The organism is Amycolatopsis sp. MtRt-6 (genome assembly GCF_017308975.1).
GTDB lineage: Bacteria > Actinomycetota > Actinomycetes > Mycobacteriales > Pseudonocardiaceae > Amycolatopsis.
Map to the genome: position 1 here is coordinate 212,382 of NZ_JADWPD010000010.1, position 20,439 is coordinate 232,820.

Annotated in this window: 17 protein-coding genes; 6 read left to right on the forward strand and 11 right to left on the reverse strand. The window is 70.0% G+C overall.

Going from position 1 to position 20,439, the window contains the following annotated elements; translation table 11 throughout:
- The first annotated feature begins 172 nt into the window (after nucleotides 1-172).
- Nucleotides 173-1,630, forward strand: coding sequence for a peptide MFS transporter (locus tag I4Q55_RS19455; RefSeq protein WP_206789506.1), 1,458 nt, complete (start codon nucleotides 173-175; stop codon nucleotides 1,628-1,630).
- Here I4Q55_RS19455 and I4Q55_RS19460 read toward each other — a convergent pair.
- A complete protein-coding gene (locus I4Q55_RS19460) occupies nucleotides 1,627-2,343 on the reverse strand; it encodes a VIT family protein (RefSeq protein ID WP_206789508.1) in 717 nt (238 codons plus the stop codon). The two genes, I4Q55_RS19455 and I4Q55_RS19460, sit on opposite strands and share 4 nt — an antisense overlap.
- Nucleotides 2,344-2,461: 118 nt before the next feature.
- Between I4Q55_RS19460 and I4Q55_RS19465 the strand changes: the two genes are divergently transcribed.
- Entirely contained in the window at nucleotides 2,462-2,815 is a 354-nt protein-coding gene (locus I4Q55_RS19465) for a cupin domain-containing protein (RefSeq protein ID WP_206789599.1), read from the forward strand.
- Between the two features lie 185 nt (nucleotides 2,816-3,000).
- On the opposite strand, the gene I4Q55_RS19470 is transcribed toward I4Q55_RS19465, so the two are convergent.
- From I4Q55_RS19470 to I4Q55_RS19480, 3 genes are all read right to left on the reverse strand, one after another.
- Entirely contained in the window at nucleotides 3,001-3,495 is a 495-nt protein-coding gene (locus tag I4Q55_RS19470; RefSeq protein ID WP_206789510.1) for a DUF6319 family protein, read from the reverse strand.
- 142 nt (nucleotides 3,496-3,637) lie between these two features.
- A complete protein-coding gene (gene acs, locus I4Q55_RS19475) occupies nucleotides 3,638-5,620 on the reverse strand; it encodes an acetate--CoA ligase (protein WP_206789512.1) in 1,983 nt (660 codons plus the stop codon).
- Between the two features lie 100 nt (nucleotides 5,621-5,720).
- The gene (locus tag I4Q55_RS19480) at nucleotides 5,721-6,323 is read right to left on the reverse strand and encodes a GNAT family N-acetyltransferase (protein WP_206789514.1); all 603 of its coding nucleotides are present in this window, start codon (nucleotides 6,321-6,323) and stop codon (nucleotides 5,721-5,723) included.
- A gap of 112 nt (nucleotides 6,324-6,435) precedes the next feature.
- Between I4Q55_RS19480 and I4Q55_RS19485 the strand changes: the two genes are divergently transcribed.
- Both I4Q55_RS19485 and I4Q55_RS19490 read left to right on the forward strand, forming a co-directional pair.
- The gene (locus I4Q55_RS19485) at nucleotides 6,436-6,933 is read left to right on the forward strand and encodes a phosphoribosyltransferase (protein WP_206789515.1); all 498 of its coding nucleotides are present in this window, start codon (nucleotides 6,436-6,438) and stop codon (nucleotides 6,931-6,933) included.
- Complete coding sequence (locus I4Q55_RS19490) at nucleotides 6,926-7,648, forward strand: oxidoreductase (protein WP_206789518.1); 723 nt, start codon at nucleotides 6,926-6,928, stop codon at nucleotides 7,646-7,648. The genes I4Q55_RS19485 and I4Q55_RS19490 overlap by 8 nt, the downstream gene beginning before the upstream one ends.
- Here I4Q55_RS19490 and I4Q55_RS19495 read toward each other — a convergent pair.
- The 7 genes from I4Q55_RS19495 to I4Q55_RS19525 form a co-directional block, all read right to left on the reverse strand.
- The gene (locus tag I4Q55_RS19495; protein WP_206789520.1) at nucleotides 7,645-8,736 is read right to left on the reverse strand and encodes a HoxN/HupN/NixA family nickel/cobalt transporter; all 1,092 of its coding nucleotides are present in this window, start codon (nucleotides 8,734-8,736) and stop codon (nucleotides 7,645-7,647) included. The genes I4Q55_RS19490 and I4Q55_RS19495 overlap by 4 nt on opposite strands.
- A gap of 54 nt (nucleotides 8,737-8,790) precedes the next feature.
- On the reverse strand, nucleotides 8,791-9,720 hold the full coding sequence (locus I4Q55_RS19500; RefSeq protein ID WP_206789521.1) for an N-acetylmuramic acid 6-phosphate etherase: 930 nt from the start codon (nucleotides 9,718-9,720) through the stop codon (nucleotides 8,791-8,793).
- 24 nt (nucleotides 9,721-9,744) lie between these two features.
- A complete protein-coding gene (locus I4Q55_RS19505; RefSeq protein ID WP_206789522.1) occupies nucleotides 9,745-10,746 on the reverse strand; it encodes a MurR/RpiR family transcriptional regulator in 1,002 nt (333 codons plus the stop codon).
- 211 nt (nucleotides 10,747-10,957) lie between these two features.
- Nucleotides 10,958-12,715, reverse strand: coding sequence for a serine hydrolase domain-containing protein (locus I4Q55_RS19510; protein ID WP_206789523.1), 1,758 nt, complete (start codon nucleotides 12,713-12,715; stop codon nucleotides 10,958-10,960).
- Between the two features lie 11 nt (nucleotides 12,716-12,726).
- On the reverse strand, nucleotides 12,727-13,989 hold the full coding sequence (locus I4Q55_RS19515; protein ID WP_206789524.1) for an exo-beta-N-acetylmuramidase NamZ domain-containing protein: 1,263 nt from the start codon (nucleotides 13,987-13,989) through the stop codon (nucleotides 12,727-12,729).
- Nucleotides 13,986-15,725, reverse strand: coding sequence for a glycoside hydrolase family 3 protein (locus I4Q55_RS19520; protein WP_206789600.1), 1,740 nt, complete (start codon nucleotides 15,723-15,725; stop codon nucleotides 13,986-13,988). The genes I4Q55_RS19515 and I4Q55_RS19520 overlap by 4 nt, the downstream gene beginning before the upstream one ends.
- Before the next feature lie 782 nt (nucleotides 15,726-16,507).
- On the reverse strand, nucleotides 16,508-17,338 hold the full coding sequence (locus I4Q55_RS19525; protein WP_206789525.1) for an HAD family phosphatase: 831 nt from the start codon (nucleotides 17,336-17,338) through the stop codon (nucleotides 16,508-16,510).
- Between the two features lie 626 nt (nucleotides 17,339-17,964).
- Here I4Q55_RS19525 and ssd point away from each other — a divergent pair.
- Both ssd and I4Q55_RS19535 read left to right on the forward strand, forming a co-directional pair.
- Nucleotides 17,965-19,032: a septum site-determining protein Ssd gene (gene ssd / locus I4Q55_RS19530; RefSeq protein WP_206789526.1), complete on the forward strand. Its 1,068-nt coding sequence runs from the start codon at nucleotides 17,965-17,967 to the stop codon at nucleotides 19,030-19,032.
- A gap of 220 nt (nucleotides 19,033-19,252) precedes the next feature.
- Nucleotides 19,253-20,404, forward strand: a complete 1,152-nt coding sequence (locus I4Q55_RS19535) for a TadA family conjugal transfer-associated ATPase (RefSeq protein WP_206789528.1) — start codon at nucleotides 19,253-19,255, stop codon at nucleotides 20,402-20,404.
- Nucleotides 20,405-20,439 lie beyond the last annotated feature (35 nt).

The following is a 20,439-nucleotide window of genomic DNA, read 5'->3' on the forward strand; positions in this document are numbered from 1 at the left end:
TCGCTGATCACTGTTGCCGACCAGGCTTCCCGGCGCACCTTGGTCCCAGTTTACCAGTCCTTTGTCACGCATTGTCATGACCGCCGCCACACGGGGTGTCGGTGGTGGGTAACGCGGTGGGCTCCTAGCATGCGAATCGACAACGAATTCCCTGGACAAAGGAAGACGAGTTGTGAGCACCTCAACCGAGGTCCAGCAGGACACGAGGTTCTTCGGGCACCCACGAGGACTGGCGAACCTCTTCGGCGTCGAGATGTGGGAGCGGTTCTCCTACTACGGGATGCTCGGCATCCTGCCGATCTACCTCTACTACAAGGTCGAGCAGGGCGGGCTGGGCCTCGCGCAGGAGTCCGCGCTCGGCATCGTCGGCGCGTACGGCGGCCTGGTGTACCTCTCGGCCGTCATCGGCGCGTGGGTGGCAGACCGCCTCCTCGGTTCCGAGCGGACGCTGTTCTACAGCGCCGTGCTGATCATGATCGGCCACCTCAGCCTGGCTCTGCTGCCGGGCCTGGCCGGCATCGCCGTCGGCCTCGTCTGCGTCGCGGTCGGCAGCGGCGGGCTGAAGTCCAACGCGACGGCGATCGTCGGCACGCTCTACGCCGATGGTGACGAGCGGCGCGACGCCGGTTTCACGATCTTCTACATGGGCGTCAACCTCGGCGGCTTCGTCGGCCCGATCCTGACCGGGCTCGCGCAGAAGGAAGTCGGCTTCCACCTCGGCTTCGGCCTCGCGGCGGTCGGCATGGCCCTCGGGCTGACCCAGTACGCGTTCGGCCGCAAGAACCTCGGCGACAAGGCGAAGGAGGTGCCGAACCCGCTGCCGTCGTCCCGGCGCGCGCTGGCCGTCGGTGCCGCCCTCGTGCTGGTGGCCGCGGTGGTGGTGCTGGTCGTCACCGGCGTCGTCAACCCGGGCAACCTCGCCGACGTCGTCGTGTGGGTGGTCGGCGTGATCTCGGTGGTCTACTTCCTCGTCATCCTGACCAGCGCCAAGATCACCGCCGTCGAGCGCAGCCGGGTGTTCTCCTTCATCCCGATGTTCATCGCCAGCGCGGTGTTCTTCTCGCTGTACCAGCAGCAGTTCACGGTCGTCGCGGCCTACACCGACCAGCGGCTCGACCGGACCCTGTTCGGCTGGGAGATGCCGGTGCCCTGGGTCAACTCGATCAACCCGGTGTTCATCATCGTCTTCGCCCCGATCCTGGCGGCGCTGTGGACGAAGCTCGGCGAGCGGCAGCCGTCGACGCCGATGAAGTTCGTCCTCGGCACGGTGCTGATGGGGGCGGCGTTCCTGCTGTTCCTGCCGATGGTGGGCAGCGGCAAGAACGCGAGCCCGATGCTGGCGATGGTCGGCATCCTGTTCGTCTTCACGATCGCCGAGCTGTGCCTCTCGCCGGTGGGGTTGTCGCTGTCGACGAAGCTCGCGCCGGAGGCGTTCCGGACGCAGATGGTGGCGCTGAACTTCCTGTCGATCTCCTTCGGCACGGCGATGTCCGGCAAGCTCGCCGAGTACTACTCCGTCGACGACGAAGCGCCGTACTTCAGCACGGTCGGCCTGGTCGCCATCGGCATCGGCGTGCTGCTGTTCCTGGGCATCCCGTTCATCCGCAAGCTGATGAAGGGCGTCCACTAGCCCACGGTGACCCCGAAGATCACCCCGACGAAGTAGGTCACGACCATGGTGAGCGCGCCGACGCCGACGTTGCGGACGATCGCGCGCACCACGTTCGCGTCGCCGAGCCTCGCGCTGATCCACCCGGTCAGCGTGAGGCCGACGACGACCGCGGCCGCGCACGCCCACACCCGCAGGGAGACGCCGGCCCAGGCGATGGCCAGGATCGGCAGCAGCGCGCCGATCGAGAACGCGAGCAGGGACGCCCACGCGGCCTGCCACGGGCTCGTGAGGTTGTCGGGATCGATGCCGAGCTCGGCCTCGGCGTGCGCCTGCAGGGCGTCCTTTTCGGTCAGCTCGCGCGCGACCTGGCTCGCCAGGTCCGGCGAGAGTCCTTTGTCCGCGTAGATGTCGGCGAGCTCGCGCTCCTCGGCCTCCGGCATCGTCTTGAGTTCCTGCTTTTCGAGCCGGAGCAAGGCCTGTTCGGTGTCGCGCTGGGTGCTGACGGATACGTATTCCCCGCCGGCCATGGAAAAGGCGCCGGCGACGAGCCCGGCGATTCCGGCGGTGAGGATCGTGGTGCTTTCCGTGGTCGCACCGGCCACCCCGACGACGATGCCGGCGACGGACACGATCCCGTCGTTCGCCCCGAGCACGCCGGCCCGCAGCCAGTTCAGTTTCCCGCCCACACCCTGGTGTGGTTCGTGAGCGTGTTCCACCGCGGTTTCGGTCACGGAACCAGTGAAACACGAACGCGGAATGGTGGCGAGACTTGCTCTTTTTGTCAGGTTCGCCTTATTAACGGTTGCCTGACCTAAGTGGTCCTGTGTGGACTCTCAGCCGCGCTGGGTCATGATGGGCGGCATGGAAGAGCAGGTGTGGCAGCCGCTGGTCAAGGTCGAGGGCCTCCCGCTGCAGGGCGGCGAGGGCCGCTTCCGGCTGCTGGAGACGGCGGCGAGCGGCCTGGCGTACCTGATCCACTACCCGGCGGGCGTGTCGTCGCCGACCCACGCGCACGACCACGACTCGATCGTCTACGTCCTGTCGGGCCGCTTGCGGGGCGCGGTGGACGGCGTCGAGTCCGTGCTCGAACCGGGAGATTCGGTGGTGCACCCGCGCGGGGTCGCCCACCACGTCGAGGCTTTGACGGACTCGATGTGGGTCGAGTTCAAGTCACCCCTCCCGGGCCGCCCACCCATCGCCTGAGCGCCCCAATGTGGCCTTGGTTGCGTTCAACGCACCGAAGGCCACATTGGGTGCGTTGAACGCACCGAAGGCCACATTGGGTGCGTTGAACGCACCGAAGGCCACATTGGGGCGCTTGGGGACCCCCGGAAAAGCGGAAACGCCCGGCCCGCGAAAGCGGACCGGGCGTCTCCCGGAGTGAAGCCTCAGGCGTCCAGCTCGGCGAGGGCCTGCTTGGCCTTCTCGAGCTCGGCCTCCAGCGCGGCGACCTTCGCGGCCTGCGCCTCGCGGGCCTGGTTGATCACCTCGTCGATCGGGCCCGACAGGTCGCTGTGCAGCTCCTTTGCCGCCCGCGACACCGCCGCGGCCGGGATCTCGAGGCCCTTGGCGACCCACTTCGAGCCGTTCTTCAGCTCGGCCTGCCACTCGCCGTCGGCGGTGCCGGTGACCGTCAGGATCAGCTCGACCGTGCGGGTCTTCTTCGCCGTCGACGCCGTCGCCGCGCCCTTCGGGCGGCCGCGCTTCGGCTTCGGGGCCTCCTCGGCGGCGGGCTCGGGCGAGCCCTCCGAGGGGGCCGGGGACGCGGACTCGGTGACGGCCGCCTCGTCGGCGGAAACCTCCGAAGCCGGAGCGGTCGGAGCCGGAGCGGAAACCGGGGCCTCGGCCGTTTCCTCGTCGTGCGTCAGGACATCCACGGTCATCGTCGTGTCGTCTCCTTGCCCGGGAAGTGGGTGTGGTTCGCGGCACAGCGTAGAACATGCGTTCGACTCGTGCCACTCGGGGTCTCATGACAGAGCCCTCCCGGCGAGAAGCCGGAAGGGCTCTGACGACGAGAACGCTAGCTCACTCCTCGGACTTGCCCGACTTCAGGCCCGACGAGATCAGGTCCATCACCGACGAGTCGGCCAGCGTGGTGACGTCGCCGACCTGACGGTTCTCCGCGACGTCGCGCAGCAGGCGGCGCATGATCTTGCCCGAGCGCGTCTTCGGCAGCTCCGGCACGACCATGATCTGCCGCGGCTTCGCGATCGGCCCGATCTCCTTCGCGACGTGGTTGCGCAGCGCTTGGATGGCCTCCTCGCCGCCGTCGACCGCGTTGCCGCGCAGGATGACGAACGCGACGATGCCCTGGCCGGTCGTCGGGTCGGTCGCGCCGACGACCGCGGCCTCGGCCACCGTCGGGTGCGAAACCAGCGCCGACTCGACCTCGGTCGTCGAGATGCGGTGGCCGGACACGTTCATCACGTCGTCGACGCGGCCCAGCAGCCAGACGTCACCGTCGTTGTCGTACTTCGCGCCGTCGCCGGCGAAGTAGAAGCCCTGCTCGCTGAAGCGCGACCAGTACGTCTCGCGGTAGCGCTCCTCGTCGCCCCAGATGCCGCGCAGCATCGACGGCCACGGCTTGTCGAGCACCAGGTACCCACCGCCGCCCGGGCCGACCTCGGTGCCCTGGTCGTCGACGACCTTCGCGGACACGCCCGGCAGCGCCTTCTGCGCCGAGCCCGGCTTGGCCGAGGTGACGCCCGGCAGCGGCGAGATCATGATCGCGCCGGTCTCGGTCTGCCACCACGTGTCGACGATCGGGGTGCGGCCGGCGCCGATGTTCTCGCGGTACCAGATCCACGCCTCCGGGTTGATCGGCTCGCCGACCGAACCCAGCACGCGCAACGTCGACAGGTCGTACTTCTCGGGGATCTCCGCGCCCCACTTCATGAAGGTGCGGATCAGTGTCGGCGCCGTGTAGTAGATGGAGACCTTGTACTTCTGGATGATCTCCCAGTGTCGCCCCTCGTGCGGGGTGTTCGGCGTGCCTTCGTAGACGACCTGCGTGACGCGGTTGGCGAGCGGGCCGTAGACGATGTAGCTGTGGCCGGTGATCCAGCCGATGTCCGCGGTGCACCAGTAGACGTCTTCGCCTGCCTTGTGGTCGAAGACGTTGTGGTGCGTGTACGCCGTCTGCGTCAGGTAGCCGCCGGAGGTGTGGAGAATGCCCTTCGGCTTCCCGGTCGTCCCGGACGTGTAGAGGATGAACAGCGGGTGCTCGCTGTCGAACGCCTCGGGGGTGTGCTCTTCGGACTGCCCGTCGACGAGCTCGTGCCACCAGAGGTCGCGGCCGTCGGTCCACGGCACCTCGCCGTCGAGCTGGTCGCCCGTGCGCTTCACGACGATGACCTTCTCGACGGTCTCGGCGCCTTCGAGCGCTTCGTCGACGTTGGCCTTCATCGGCGCGGCCTTGCCGCGGCGGAACTGGCCGTCGGAGGTGATGACGAGCTTCGCGGCGGCGTCGTCGACGCGGGCCCGCAGCGCCGTCGGCGAGAAGCCGCCGAAGACGACACTGTGCAGCGCGCCGATCCGCGCGCACGCGAGCATCGCGAAGATGGCCTCGGGGACCATCTGCAGCTGGATCGCCACGACGTCGCCGGCGGTGACGCCCAGCGACGCGAGTGCGTTGGCGGCCTTGGAAACCTCGGTCTTCAACTCGGCGTAGGTGATGTCCCGGGTGTCACCGGGCTCGCCGACCCAGTGGATCGCGACCTGGTCGCCGTGGCCCGATTCGACGTGCCGGTCGACGCAGTTGTAGGCGACGTTCAGCTTGCCGCCGACGAACCACTTCGCGAACGGCGCATTGGTCCAGTCCAGTACCGTGGTCCACTTCGTGTCCCACGTGAGCCGCTCGGCCTGCTTGGCCCAGAACGCTTCGCGGTCGGCGTCCGCCTCGGCGTAAAGATCGGCCTTCGCGTTGGCCTGGCCGGCGAATTCTTCACTGGGCGGGAAGGTGCGGCTCTCGGTGAGCAGGTTGTCCAGGGCGGGGGACTGCTCGGTCATGGTTGCAAGGCCTCCTGTAGTGCGCCGAAACGACGGCTAGCGGCACGCTAGCGACGTTAGTCCGCCTTGTAAAAGGTTGCACCCACGTTGCCCTGTCGTTTCACCGAGGCAGGCGAGCCCCGGTGACTAAGCGTTCGCTCAGCCGGGCCTTCGCGGCGGGCCACTCCGGCGCCAGCATCGAGTACGTGACGGTGTCGCGCGACGAGCCGTCCGGCCGGATCCGGTGCGCCCGCAGGACGCCCTCGCGCAGCGCGCCGAGGCGTTCGATGGCGCGTTGCGAGCGGAGGTTGCGGATGTCGGTCTCCCAGCAGACGCGTTGCGCGCCAAGGGTTTCGAACGCGTGCTGGAGCAGCAGCAGCTTCGACTCGGTGTTCAGCCCGGTGCGCTGCCAGTCCGCGCCGATCCAGGTGTGCCCGATCGACAGGATCCGGTGCTTCTCGACGATCTGGTAGTACGAAGTCGTCCCGGCGACGCGGCCGGAAGCGACGTCGATCTGCGCGAAGGGCCGCCGGTCGGCATCGGCGAGTGCCTGCTCGACCAGCCGCTCGGCGGCGGGGACGTCCGTCGGCTGCCGGCTGCTCAGCCACGCCCAGACGCCCGGGTCGGTGCCCGCCTCGAACAGGCCCTTGGCGTGCTCGGGGGTCAGCGGTTCCAGCCGGACGTGCTCGCCGGTCAGGGTCGGTCGCGTGTTCCAGTCGCTCACGTGATCACGGTAAGCCGGCCAGTGGCCGCTCAGGATAGCCAATTTCTGATCATTTTCAGAGGCCATTTCGGGGTTGCCTATGCTCGGCTGACCACGACGGAAGGGCGGCTCGATGGCCGAAGAGCGGGAAGAGCTGAGCTGGGAGCTGTTCGGCACGGCGAGCCGTGAACTGGCTCACACCATCGCCGAAGACGGCTTCGCGCCCGACCTCGTCCTTTCCATCGCGCGCGGCGGCCTCTTCGTCGCCGGCGCGCTCGGCTACGCGCTCGACGTGAAGAACCTGCACGTGATGAACGTCGAGTTCTACACCGGCGTCGACCAGCGCCTCGACCTGCCGGTGATGCTGCCGCCGGTGCCCAACGTCGTCGACCTCACGAGCAAGAAGGTGCTGATCGCCGACGACGTCGCCGACACCGGCGCGACGCTCAAACTGGTCCGCGACTTCTGCCTCGAGCACGTCGCCGAGGTGCGCTCGGCGGTCGTCTACGAGAAGCCGCACTCGACGGTGAAGTGCGAGTACGTCTGGCGGCACACCGACAAGTGGATCAACTTCCCGTGGTCGGTCCTGCCGCCCGTGGTCCAGCGCGCGGGCCAGGTGCTCGATGCCTGACCCGCTGAAGCCCCTCCTCGACCTCGAGGGCGTCGCGGCGGCGGCGAAGTCGGCGCAGGACGCGGTGTTCGCGGTCCACCGCCTGCCTGCCAACCTCCGTGGCGGCGCGGCGACGGCGGCCGAGGCGTCCGTCCGGGCCGCCCGCGCGTCGGCGGGTATCGAAGGCGCCAACCCCGAACTGCCTCTTGACGGAGCGGTCGCCGACCCCGTCCTCGCCGGCGCGCTGCGCGTGGCGGAGACGCTGGAATCGCTGCTGCCGACGTGGCGCCGGGCGCCGCTGCAGGCGCTGGCCCGGCTGCACGTCCTGGCGGCGGCGGACCTGGTCGACGACCTGGACGCGTTGGGCCGTCCCCGGTCCGGCGGCGGCCGCCTGGAGTTGCTCGCCCAGCTGGTGACGGGCGCGACGTCGGTACCGGGACCGGTCCTGACGGCGGTCGTCCACGGGGAGCTGCTGGCGCTCAAGCCGTTCGGCAGCGCGGACGGCGTGGTCGCCCGCGCGGCCGCCCGGCTGACGATGGTCGCGACGGGCCTGGACCCGAAGTCGTTGAGCGTGCCCGAGGTGGCGTTCTTCCGCCGGGTGCCGCGTTACCTCGAAGCCGCCGAAGGCTTCGCGGGCGGAACTCCCGAGGGCGTACGCGCGTGGCTGCTCTTCTGCTGCGAAGCGTTCGAAGCGGGGGCGCGGGAAGCGAAGAGCATCTCGGACGCGGCTTCTTAGCCGGTCAGCTTCGCCGACCACTTCTCTTCGATCCGCCCGAACCGCCACACGGCCAGCGCGATGACCCACGTCAGCACGAACAGCCCGACGATCCCGAACCCGACGTAGTCCAGGTCCACCGACGCGATCGCGGCGAGCGGTCCTGAAGTGATGTCCAGCTTCTCGGCCAGGATCGACACCAGCTCGATCGTCCCGATGAGCAGCGCCACCGCGACCGACAGCGCCGTCACCGTGATGTTGTAGAAGATCTTGCGCACCGGCTTCGCGAACGCCCAGCCGTAGGCGAAGTTCATGAAGCAGCCGTCCACGGTGTCGAACAGGGTCATCCCGGCGGCGAAGAGGATCGGCAGCACGAGGATCGCGTACCACGGCAGCGCGAACGTCGCGGCGCCCGCGGCCAGCACGAGCAGCCCGATCTCGGTCGCGGTGTCGAAGCCCAGCCCGAACAGCAGCCCGACCGGGTAGATGTGCCACGGCTTGCGCACGGCCTTCGTCGCGCCGCGCAGCAGCCGGTTCAGCACGCCGCGGTTGTCCAGCTGGCGTTCGAGCGCGGCTTCGTCGAACTCGCCGCGGCGCATCTGCTTGAAGACCCGCAGGATCCCGGCCAGCACGACGAGGTTCAGGATCGCGATCACGTACAGGAACACCCCGGACACCGACGTCCCGATCACGCCGGTGGCCTGGTGCAACGCGGACGAGTCGTCCTCGACCTGCCCGGCCAGCGCGCGGACGCCCAGCGACAGCAGCAGGCACAGCGCGAAGACGATCGTCGAGTGCCCGAGGGAGAACCAGAACCCGACCGAGAGCGGCCGGCGGCCGTCGGCCATCAGCTTGCGGGTGGTGTTGTCGATCGCGGCGATGTGGTCGGCGTCGAACGCGTGCCGCATGCCGAGCGTGAACGCCGTGACGCCCAGCCCGATCCCGAACACGCCGGACGTGCCCAGCGCGTAGTGGTGGGGTGCGACGAACGCCGTGAGCACGCCCCAGCCCACGACGTTCAGCAGCAGGATGAACCCGCCCATCCCGCCGATCGACACCCACTCGCGGCGCGAAAGCCCGCGCCGCGAGTCCTCGTCCGTGCCCGCCATCGCCCACCTGCTTCCCTCTCATCTGAGAGGTTAGACAGATGAACAGATCAAGGTCTAGCTCGCTCGCACCCGTACCAAGTCCAGTGCCTTGCGCACGTGCCCGCCGGACGTGTGCAAAGCCTTTGCCGCGCTCTTGACGTCCTCGCCGGACAGCAAGTGCACCAGCGCCACCTTGAGGTCGCCCCCGGCCTCGGTGAGCGCGTCCGAGCAGTCCGCCATCGTCATGCCGGTGGCTTCCTGCAGGATCCGGATGGTCCGGCCGCGCAGCTTCGCGTTCGTCGCCCGCATGCTGACCATCAGGTTGGAGTAGGTCCGGCCCAGCTTGATCATCGTCGCGGTGGAGAACGACGTGAGGATCATCTTCTGCGCCGTGCCCGCCTTCATCCGGGTCGAGCCGGCGATCGCCTCCGGACCGGTGTCGACCGCGATGAGGACGTCCACCCCGGCCGGCTTCGCGGCCTTGGCGTTGCCCGAAACCAGCCCGGTCCGGGCGCCCTGGCGCGCCGCCGCGGCCAGCGCACCCAGCACGTACGGCGTCCTGCCCGACGCCGTCAGCCCGAGCACGAAGTCGCCGGGCTGCACCATCGCGGCCATCTCGGCGGCCCCCGCCGCCGAGTCGTCCTCCGCGTTTTCGACGGCGTTGCGCAGCGCGCGTTCGCCGCCGGCGTGGTGCGCGATGAACCAGTCGCCCGGCACGTTGAACGTCGGCACCAGCTCGGCCGCGTCCAGGGTGGCCAGCCGCCCGGACGTGCCCGCGCCGACGTAGTGCACCCGGCCCCCGGCCCGCAGGGCGTCCACCGCGTAGTCCACCGCGTGCGCCACCTGGGGCAGCACCGCGGCCACGGCACCGGGGACCGTGCGGTCCTCGGCGTTGATCGCGCCCAGGATCCCCGCGGTGGACATCAGGTCGATGTCCCGGGTGCGGGGATTGCGGGTTTCGGTCGGCGAATCGACGTGCACCGTCTGCACGGGGACAGTCATCATGCGCCTCACTTTTTCTCCGGTCATCTACTTGCCGGTTTCCCGCGGACGGCGACGTCCGTCCGGCCTGACCCCCAAGCGGTGCGATCCGACTGCGTCCCGCGTCGCGTCCAGTGCGCTGACCGACGCGTCCATGTGCCGCTGCGCGACGCCGATGAACAGGCAGTCGATGACGGTGAGCTGGGCGATGCGGCTGGCCGTGGCGCCCGAACGGAACGTGGTTTCCCGCGCTGCCGTCGTCAAAACATGATCGGCGACCTCGGTGATCGGGGAGCGGGGGAAGTTCGTCACGGCGATGGTGATCGCGCCGTGCTCCCGCGCCACGCGCAGCGCCTCGACGGTGTCGGTGGTCGCACCGGTGTGCGAGACGCCGATCGCGACGTCACCGGGGCTCAGCACCGCGGCCGAGGTGAGCATGATGTGCGTGTCCGACCACGCGAAGCACACGCGGCCGATGCGGTGCAGCTTCTGCTGCAGGTCGGCGGCGACGAAGGCGCTGGCGCCCACGCCGTAGACGTCCACGCGGCCGGCGTTCGCGACGACCTCGATGACCTTCTCGAGCGTGGCGACCTCGAGCTGGTCGGCCGTCTCCTCGACGGCCCGCGCGTCGGCGAAGCTGACCTTGCCGATCACGGCGGCCAGGTCGTCCTCCGGGCTGATCTCGCCGCCGAGGTTGCGCGTGGTCCGCGCCTCGGTGCGCGCGGTGTCCGCGGCCAGCGCGATGCGCAGCTGCGGGTACCCGCCGACCCCGACGGCCTTGCAGAACCGGGTCACCGTGGTTTCGCTCGTGTTGGCGGCCAGGGCCACCTCGGTGATGCTGCGGCGCGCGACCGACGCCGGGTCTTCCAGCACCACCTTCGCCACGCGCTGTTCGGCGCGGGCCAGGCCGGGGAGCAGGGACCGGATCCGGACCAGCGGGCTGGAATCGGCGTCCCGCACGGCCGTCTGGACCGATACGGGCTCGGACGGTGCCGCGCCGACTACGGATTCAGCATCACTCACCGTCGGAAAGTTACTAACCGTTGGCATTTGCGACAAGGCTACCCACACCCTTCGGTACAATCGCAACCCGTCCGTGTCTGCGGATCTGGATTTGCGATTAATCGTTGACCAGAAAGTCGCCAACAGGGTCGACCTTGTTAACGAGGTCAAGCTAACGACTTGGCAACTTAGTGTCGCGGTGCAAGCGGCAAGCAGACGGTAAATTCCGGCTTGCGGTGGACAACCGGCGATCGGCCGGTCACCGAGAGGTCAACTGCCAACCCTCTGCGACGAAAACCGCGGGGTCTCGTTCACCGTCGAGGAGTGATCGGCCGCTCTCGGTGACTTTCACACCGTCCACCGAAACTCCGCGTCCCGTGTAACTCGGGTCGGTGCTGTAACGCCAGCGGAGGCTCACCGCCGCCCCCTGCGGCAGCGTGCCCACCGCCTTCCACCAGGCGCGGTGCCCGTGCCCGGAGAGCGACGTCACGATTCCGGAGGGTGCCCCCGGTCCCGATACCGATAGGGCGATCGGTTGCCAGTTAACACCGTCGGTGCTGGCCTGCAGCTGGAGTGGATCTCCGGTCCCTTCGGTGTCCACGAAGGCGGAGAACGACACGCACGCTTGATCACTATGCGTGGTAAAAGCGCGGGTACCCAGCGTAGCGACGGCGGCGTTACCCAGCGTGCTCGTCCACGCGTCCTTCCCGGCCACCGGCCGCACCGCCATGGCCCGGGCCAGGGACGTCGCCCAGACCTGGCGGGCGGTGTTGATCGAGCCCCAGTTCCGGCTCGGGTGCACGCGGTTCGTCAGCAAGATCGCGAACGAGCGCGACTGCGGGTCGATGACCAGCGTCGTTCCGGTGTAACCGGTGTGCCCGGCGGTGACCGGCGACGCCAGCGCACCCATGTACCAGGGCTGGTCGAGCTCGAAACCGAGGCCGTGCGAGTCGTCCGGGAACTGCTGGTTGTAGTTCGTGAGCATCTGGCGCACGGTGTCCTGTCGCAGGATCCGGTGCCCGCGGTAGCTGCCGCCGTTGAGGATCGCCTGGGCGAGGACGGCCATGTCGCCGGTGGTGCTGAACACGCCGGCGTGCCCGGCGACACCACCCAGCGACCACGCGTTCTCGTCGTGCACGCTGCCGCGCACCATCCCGCGCGGCGGATTCGCCTGGAACTCCGTCGCGGCGATCCGGTCCAGCTTCGACGCGGGCGGGTTGTAGCCGGTGTCGGCCATGCCGAGCGGCGCGGTGATGCGGTCGTGGACGACCTTGTCGAGGCTCTGCCCGGTCAGCTTCTCGACGATGAAGCCGAGCGTCAGCAGGTTGATGTCCGAGTAGAGGTACGTCGTGCCCGGCTTGTTCTTCAGCGGGCTGTCGAGCACGGCCTGCCGGCGCGACGGGATGTCCGGGTAGCCCGCCCACAGCGACGGGATCGGGTCGGCGTCGAACCCGGAGACGTGCGTGAGCAGCATCTTGACCGTGATGGCGGCCTTGTCGCCGGTGGCGAACTCCGGGAAGAAGCGGCTGACCGGGGTGTCGAGGGTGAACTGGCCGCGTTCGACAAGCTGCAGCACGGCGATCGAGGTGAACAGCTTCGAGATCGAAGCCATGTCGAAGATCGTGTCGTTCTTCATGGGGACCTGCTGGTCCGCGGGCAGTTCGGTGCCCTGGGCGTCGGCGTACCGCAGCGCGCCGCCGACGGCGTACCGGTCGACGACCACGCCGTCGTGCGCGAGCAGGCCGACCGCCCCGGAGAAGTGCGGGTGCCCGGTCGCGTCCGGCTTCGTCCAGCTCGCCAGGAAGTCCTCGGCCGCCTTGATCGGCGCCGGGTCGAGGTTGACGTCCTGCGGGCGTCCGTCGCGCAGCGTCGTCCACGGCGGGGCGAACCCGTGCTGCGGCCGGTCGAAGCGGCCGGCCGCCGGATCGTGGCTGGTGATGGCGCTGGCTCCCGAGGTCAGGCTGGTCAGCGCGACCAGGACTCCGGTGGCCGCGACGAGGACCTTCCTAGCACGCACGAGTCTCCCCCTCAGCGGTAGAGCAGGTAGTGGCGACGTCTCCGGTCGAACTCGGCCAGCTCGGCCCGCCAGGCGCCGGTGACCTCGTCGACGCCCGCGCCGGCGTCGACCATGGTCCGGAGCCGGTCGGACCCGGACAGCTTGTCGATGTAGTTGTCGGGGCGCCAGGCGAACAGGTCCGGGTGCAGCGCCTTCGCCGTGACGAGCATGGCGACCGCGGTCCGGATCGCGTCGAAGCCGCGGGGGTCGCGCACGCTCAGCTGCACGCCGCCGCACGTCTGGTTGGCGAACTTGCTGAAGGTCGGGACGAAGTAGGTCTCGCGGAACCGGGCGCCGGGCAGGGCCAGGTCCTCGAGCTTCTCGCGCCAGCGCCAGTCGAGGCCGGGCGCGCCGATGATCTCGAACGGCCGGGTGGTGCCGCGGCCCTCGGAGAACACCGTGCCCTCGAACATCCCGGTGCCCGGGTAGACGAGCGCGGTGTCCGGCGTCGGCATGTTCGGGCTCGGCAGCACCCAGTTCAGGCCGGTCCGCGCGAAGAGCGTGTCGCGCCGCCAGCCGCGGACCTGGACGACGTCGAGCCGCACCTTTTCGTCCGGCAGGAACTCCCCGGCGAAGAAGCGGGCGAGCTCGCCGACGGTCATGCCGTGCTGCTGGGCGATCGGCTGCCGTCCGATGCCGGAGGCGAACTTCGGGTCGAGCACCGGCCCGGCCGCCCGGCCGCCGAGCGGGTTGGGCCGGTCGAGGACGACGAAGGCCGCGTTCGCCTTCGCGGCGGCCACCATCGCCGTGTAGAGCGACCAGATGTAGGTGTAGAAGCGCGCGCCGACGTCGGCGATGTCGAACACGACGGTGTCGACGCCGGCCTTGGTGAACAGCGAAGCGAGCTTCGTCGCGTCGACGCCGTACGCGTCGTACACCGGTACGCCGGTTCGCGGGTCGGTGTAGTCGCCCTCGGAGCCGCCGGCCTGCGCGCTGCCGCGGAAGCCGTGTTCGGGACCGAAGGCTGCCACCGGTGTCACGCCGGCGGCGACCATCGAGTCGACGATGTGGTCGCCGTTCAGCAGGACGCCGGTCGGGTTGGACAGCACGCCGACCTTGCGGCCCTTGAGCGTGCGCCAGCCCTGGGCAGCCAGTTGCTCGGCGCCGGTGAGGACGCCGTTCGCTGTTTCCGGCTGGACTGTTTCCGGTTGCGCCCCGGCCACGGCCGAGCCGCCCGCCAGTGCCGGGACGGCGAGCGCACTCGCGCCGAGGAAGTGGCGCCGGTTGAGGTTCACCAGGTCAGCCCGTGGCCGAAGGGGTACTTGACTTTCTGCACGTCGGCGCCCGCCGGGATGTCGACCGGCAGCTTCCCGACCGGCTTAGTCTTGCCGAGGATCACCTTCGCGAGCGCCTCCAGGGTCGGCCCGATGTAGCCGTAGGTGGCCAGCCAGGTCCGCACGGTGCTCGGGTAACCCGCGTCGTACGGGATCTGCGCGGCGACCGCGACGACCGGCTTGCCGGTGGCCGCCACGGCGTCGAGCAGCTTGGTCTGCAGCGGGTAGGTGCCGATGTTGTTGGTCAGCACGACGACGAGGTCGGCACTCTGCGCCTTGGCGACCGCCTGGGCGATCTGGGCGTCCGTCGGGGCCTGACCGGTCTGGTAGGCCGTCGCGGCCGTGCCGTGGGCGGTCAGCTTCTGCGCGAGGGACGCCGTCGTCGAGACGCCCCAGCCGGTGACCAGCGTCGTCGCGGGCTGCTGCTTCAGGGGCAGGAGGCCGGCGTCGTTCGCGATGGCCGTGATGCCGCGGTCGGCGATGTCCTGCGCCGTGGCGAGGCTCGACGGGATGCCGACGGTCTGCATCACCTTGCCCGGCGCGACGAACGGCGAGAACAGGATGCCGCGCTGGAACTTGAGCTTCAGCACGCGCAGCACGCTCTGGTCGATCCGCTGCATCGGGATGTCGCCGGACTTGACGGCGGCGAGGACCGAGTTGATGGCGAGGTCGAGGTGCACCGGCATGAGCAGCTGGTCGACGCCCGCTTTGAGCGCGAGCACCGGGATTTCGGCGTCGCTGTGCATTTCGCGCACGCCCTGCATCTCCAGCGAGTCGGTGATGACGACGCCGTTGTAGCCCAGTTCGTCGCGCAGCTTCCCGGTGACGATCGGCTTCGACAGCGTCGCGGGCTCGAGCGACGGGTCGAGGCTCGGGAACTGGATGTGCGCGGTCATGATCGAGTCGACGCCGGCCGCGATCGCGGCCTTGAACGGCGGCACGTCGGTGGCCCGCCACTGCGCCTCGGTGCTGTCGATCCGCGGCAGCCCGGTGTGGCTGTCGGTCGGCGCGGCGCCGTGCCCGGGGAAGTGCTTGGCCGTCGCCGCCACGGACTTCTCGAAGCCCTGGACCTCGGCGGTGACGAAATCGCCGGCCAGGCCGGGTTGCCCGGAGAAGGACCGGACGCCGATGACCGGGTTGACGGGGTTCGAGTTGACGTCGGCATCGGGCGCAAAGTCCTGGTTGATGCCGACGGCCCGCAGTTCCCGGCCGAGGATGGTGGCGGCCTGCGTCGCGCGGTTCGTGTCCCGCCCGGCGGAGATGGCCATGGCGTTCGGGAACTCGGTGGCCGGCGCGCCCATCCGCGTGACGGTGCCGCCCTCCTGGTCGGCGGCGATCTGCAGCGGGATGTGCGCCCCGCTGCGGACCGCGGCCTGCTGGAGGCCGTTGGACAGCTTCGCGACCTGCACGGGGTCGTCGAAGTTGTCGCGCGAGTCGTTGTTGAAGTAGATGACCCCGCCGAGGTGGTACTTCTCGATGACCTGCGCGGGGGTGTCGACGCCGAAGTCCGCCTGGTTCTTCGGGTTGACCTCGTCGGCGGACTTGCCGTTCACCCAGGTGACGAACAGCTGCCCGACCTTCTGCTCCAGCGTCAGCCCGCGCAGTGTCTGCGTCGCCGCGGCCTCGGCCTGCGCGTCCGCGCTCACCCGCGGTGCACTCGCCGCGGTCGCGACACCCACACCGGTGAAGGCGAGCACCCCGGCGACGGGCAGGGCGAGCGCATGGAACCTCCGATTTCGGGTCGTCACGACCAGCCTCCCAGAAAGTTGCGGGCGCCGTCGGACGTCAGAAGTCCACTCGGAGGCGCCGGTATCGGGAAGCTACTCACCGAATCCGGCGCTGTCCATCGACGGACCGCACGAACGGCCCAGTCGTACCCGGATCGGTAGCGAAAGTCTCCGTTCGCAAGATGCGCAGCGGCCAAACGGCTGACGAGTCCCGCCCCCAATCACGCGAGTCCCGCCCCGGCTCACGTGATGCCCGGCCAATCACGCGTGATGCCCCGCTGATCACGCGAGATGCCCCACCAGTCACGCGTGATGCCCCAACCCCGCGGCGGCATGTCCCCCACATAGACGAGGCGGCGCCCGTGGCCTAAGCCACGGGCGCCGCCCGCCAGCGGGAAAATCTAGGGGGGCCCAGGCGGGAAAGCGGGTCGTACCTACATGGACTCGGCGTGTGGCGTCCCACTACGCAGTCCCTAGACGACGAGCCTCCCGCGGCGCGCTGCGCGTGGGTACCCGGAGTCCGCGCACGGAGGTTTGCCGGGGTGGAACAGGCTTCTCTTCTACCTGCTCCCTGGCCGACCGAACGTCCGCACCTACTTTCTACGCCGTGAGCCCGGTCACTTCAAGTGCGCGGACGGGTGCACCGGTACAGAGGCTGGATCGGGTGACATCGGCACCCTGCGCGACGGACAATTCGGGGCTGGGCCAAGCAAAGTGGAGGCCGTACGGCCGTGTGGGTGGCGGGCGGCCGGCTATCGGGACCGACGGCGACGGTTGAGGCCGTACCAGGTCGCTCCGGCGGCCACCGCGCCGACGCCGAGCGCCACCATCCCGGCCGATCGCGTGGGCAGCCGGGTGCGCAGCGACATCGGCCGGTCGAAGGCGAGGATCGGCCAGCCGCGGTCCAGGGCCTCGCGCCGCAGGAGCTTGTCCGGGTTGACCGCGTGCGGGTGCCCGACGACCTCGAGCAGCGGGATGTCAGTGCTCGAGTCGGTGTAGGCGAAGCACTCGGCGAGGTCGTAGCCGTAGGCCGCGGCGAGTTGCTTCGCGGCGACGGCTTTGTTGGCGCCGTAGCAGTAGAAGTCGACTTCGCCGGAGTAGCGGCCGTCTACGATCTGCATCCGCGTGGCGACGCTCCGGGTCGCGCCGAGCATCTCCGCCACCGGCGCGACGACCTCCTCGCCGGTCGCCGACAGCACGATCACGTCGTGCCCGTCCGCGCGGTGGCGCGCGATCAGCTCGGCCGCCTCCGCGTACACGAGCGGGTCGACGACGTCGTGCAGCGTCTCGCGGACGATCGCCGAAACCTGGGCGACGTCCCAGCCGGCGCACAGCGCGGAAACCTCGGCGCGCAGCCGCTCGGTTTTGTTCTCGTCGGCGCCCGCGAGCGAGAACACCAGCTGCGCGTAGGCGCTGCGCAACGCGGCGCGACGGTTGATCAGCCCTTCTTTGAGGAGGGGCTTGCTGAACGCCAACGCGCTCGACGAAGCGATGATCGTCTTGTCCAGGTCGAAGAACGCGGCCACCGCGTGCTCCGGGCCCGGCTTCCGGATGCGCGACGGCGCGCTGCTCGGTTCGGCCACCTGTCCAGGATAGGAGCTTGATCGCGGCGCGTCCCGTTGATCCACCACGCGCGCGTCGCGCCGGGCGGAAAATCCATGACAGGCAGGCACTTCGGGCGCGCTGTGCCGTTACCGAACTGTGTGCCTCCTCCGGCGCGCGAACCGGCGCCGGGCGGAGTTACAGTGAGGGAGCCCGGTGTCCAACCGGGCCGGTTCAGTCCGACCCCCCGGGGCTGAACCCACGGCGGCCCCCGTCCCTCCCCCCTGGCGGGGGCCGCCCTCTTACCTCCCGCTTACCTTTCCCGGTTTTCTTTGCCCAGGCCGGATTCCGCCTTCCGCGCCGACGCTCACGGCTTTTTGCCCTCCGCTTACCTTCGGCAATTTCCCGAATCGTGGTTCGCGTGCGAGCGGAATCTTCGCGTGCGGATATTCGTGCCGATTTCCGCCGCAGATGCGTCTCGGGCGGGCGCGATCCTGCCACACCACACCGACAGAACCGGTCCGCGAGCCGGGGCAAAGGCCGCGGTTGTCCACAACACCCCGGTTGTCCACAGCCGGCCGCTCGCCCCGTTGTGCCACCCGGCCCCCGCCCGCGACGGTGGAAGCCGGGCCACCCACGGCCCGCACCGAAGACGGGGGAGGAACGCATGACGGGGCAACGACCGCTGGTGATCGCCGCGGACGAGACCGTGCTCGACGAGATACTGCGGGTGGCCGCGGTCGCGGGCTGCGAACTCGACCGCGCACCCGACCTGACGGCGGCGAGCACGCACTGGGCTCGCGCGCCACTGGTGGTCCTCGACGAAGACGCCGCGCGGATGCCACCCACGCTGCCCCAGCGTGGCGGGATCCTCCTGGTCTGCAAGGGCAGCCCGGGCCCGTCGACGTGGGAGCACGCGTTCCGCGTCGGCGTCGAGCGCGTGATCTCGTTGCCCGACGAGGAGACCAAGCTCGCCGGCGCGTTCGCCGACGTCGTCGAGACACCGGCGGAGCAGCCCGGCCTGGTGCTCGGCGTGGTCGGCGGCCGGGGCGGCGGAGGAGCGTCGGTGTTCGCCTCGGCACTGGCGATGGTGGCCGACCGTGGTCCGGGCGGCGCCCTGCTGGTGGACTGCGACCCCCTCGGCGGCGGCTTGGATGTGTTGCTCAGCCTGGAAAAGGCGCCGGGCACCCGCTGGCCGGAGGTGAACCTCAGCGGCCGGGCATCGGTGTCGTTGCTGGCCTCGAGCCTCCCGAGACTCCGCCACCGCGGCGGCAGCCTCCCGGTGCTGGCGTGCGCCCCTGAGGGCGAAGGCCCGAATGCCGAGTCGCTGTCGGCGATCCTGTCCGCCGGTCGTCGTTCGGGCCGCACGGTGGTGTGCGACCTCCCGCGCACCCTCGGCGAGGTGGCCGAGGAGGTGGTGCTGCGGGCTGACCTGGTCCTGCTGGTGGTTCCGCTGGAGATCCGGGCGTGCCTGGCGGCGAAGCAGGTGCTGAACCGCCTGACGAAGCTGACGGCCCGCCTCGGCCTGGTCACATGTGGACGGTCGGGCGAGCGGGTAGCCCACACCGCGGCGCTCCTCGGCCCACCGGTGCTGGCTTCGATGCCCCCAGAACGTGGGCTGGGGAAAGCAGTGGACAACGGCGAGTTCCCGGCCAAGCCCAAAGGCCCCCTGACAACAGCGGCGGCCAAGGTCCTGCAGCTGGCGCACCGCGAAGCCCAGGCGGCCGCCCGATGACAGCCAAGACGGACCTCCACCGGCCGGGAACCCCGACGAGGGTGTCGGAGCTCCTCCTCCCCACGATCCTGTGCTTGCTGAGCCGCGGCCCGGAGAGCGCGACGAGCTTCTCGAGTTTGCTGCGCCCCCAGCCCGAGGCAGGAGAACGCCCGGAACCGGGCACCCGCGTCACCGCACTTCACGACCGGCCCCTGTCACCCCGAGCAAGGCAGGTGAACCCATGACCACCGATTTCGTCGACCGCGTCCGCAATCGCCTGGCCGGCGACCGCCGCCAAGCCGACCCGGTCGCCGTCGCGACCGCCGTCCGCGCCGAAGCAGGCGGCGCCCTCGGCCACAACGCAGTGCTCGACGCGGCCCGCCAAGCCCGCGACGAGTTCGTCGGCGCCGGCCCGCTCGCCCCGCTCCTCGACGACCCGGCCACCACCGATGTGCTCGTCACCGGCCCCGGCGAAGTCTGGACGGACGGCCCGCAAGGCCTTGTCCGCACCAGCATCCGCTTCAAGAGCGAAGAATCCGTCCGCCGCCTGGCCCAGCGCCTCGCTCTCGCGGCCGGACGCCGCCTCGACGACGCGCAGCCCTACGTCGACGGCTGGCTCCCCGGCACCGGCCCCCACGGCCGCATCCGCGTGCACGCCGTCCTCCCGCCGATCGCGGCCGGCGGCACCTGCCTGTCCCTCCGCGTCCTGCACCCGGCAACGCACGACCTCACCGCTCTCGCCGAACTGGGCGCGTTCGACAACGCCGGCGCGAAACTGCTCGGCACCGTCGTCTCCCGGCGGATGGCGTTCCTCGTCACCGGCGGCACCGGCGCGGGCAAGACCACGCTCCTGGCCGCGCTGCTCGGCGCGGTCGACCCTGGCGAGCGGATCGTCTGCGTCGAGGACGCCGGTGAACTGCAGCCCGCGCACCCGCAGTTCGTCAGCCTCGTCGCCCGGCCGGCCAATGTGGAGGGTGCGGGCGCGGTCGGCCTGCCCGAGCTCGTGCGCCAGGCGCTGCGCATGCGTCCCGACCGGCTGGTGGTCGGCGAGGTCCGCGGTGCCGAGGTCGGCGCCCTGCTCACCGCGCTGAACACCGGTCACGACGGCGGCGCCTGCACCGTCCACGCCAACTCCCCGGCCGAGGTGCCCGCCCGCATCGAGGCACTGGCCGCGCTCGGCGGTCTCGGCCGTGACGCCGTGCACAGCCAGCTCGTCGCCGCGATCCGCGTGGTACTGCACATGCGGCGCGAGCCCGGCGGTCGCCGGCGCCTGGCCGAGGTCGGCGTCCTTCGTGCCGAACACGGCAGGGCCCGGGTCGTCCCGGTGTGGCGGGCAGGCAGGTGGACGATCGACCGGCACCTGTTCGCGACGTCGGGGGCGATCGCGTGCTGAGTCTCCTGCTGGTGCGGATTTCCGTGCTGCTCAAC

Bases quoted from the DNA above. Each gene is read 5' to 3' on its own strand.
- I4Q55_RS19465 (WP_206789599.1), top strand. From the start codon at position 2,462: ATGATGGGCGGCATGGAAGAGCAGGTGTGGCAGCCGCTGGTCAAGGTC.
- I4Q55_RS19470 (WP_206789510.1), bottom strand. From the start codon at position 3,495: ATGACCGTGGATGTCCTGACGCACGACGAGGAAACGGCCGAGGCCCCG.
- acs (WP_206789512.1), bottom strand. From the start codon at position 5,620: ATGACCGAGCAGTCCCCCGCCCTGGACAACCTGCTCACCGAGAGCCGC.
- I4Q55_RS19485 (WP_206789515.1), top strand. From the start codon at position 6,436: ATGGCCGAAGAGCGGGAAGAGCTGAGCTGGGAGCTGTTCGGCACGGCG.
- I4Q55_RS19490 (WP_206789518.1), top strand. From the start codon at position 6,926: ATGCCTGACCCGCTGAAGCCCCTCCTCGACCTCGAGGGCGTCGCGGCG.
- I4Q55_RS19495 (WP_206789520.1), bottom strand. From the start codon at position 8,736: ATGGCGGGCACGGACGAGGACTCGCGGCGCGGGCTTTCGCGCCGCGAG.
- I4Q55_RS19500 (WP_206789521.1), bottom strand. From the start codon at position 9,720: ATGATGACTGTCCCCGTGCAGACGGTGCACGTCGATTCGCCGACCGAA.
- I4Q55_RS19505 (WP_206789522.1), bottom strand. From the start codon at position 10,746: ATGCCAACGGTTAGTAACTTTCCGACGGTGAGTGATGCTGAATCCGTA.
- ssd (WP_206789526.1), top strand. From the start codon at position 17,965: ATGACGGGGCAACGACCGCTGGTGATCGCCGCGGACGAGACCGTGCTC.
- I4Q55_RS19535 (WP_206789528.1), top strand. From the start codon at position 19,253: ATGACCACCGATTTCGTCGACCGCGTCCGCAATCGCCTGGCCGGCGAC.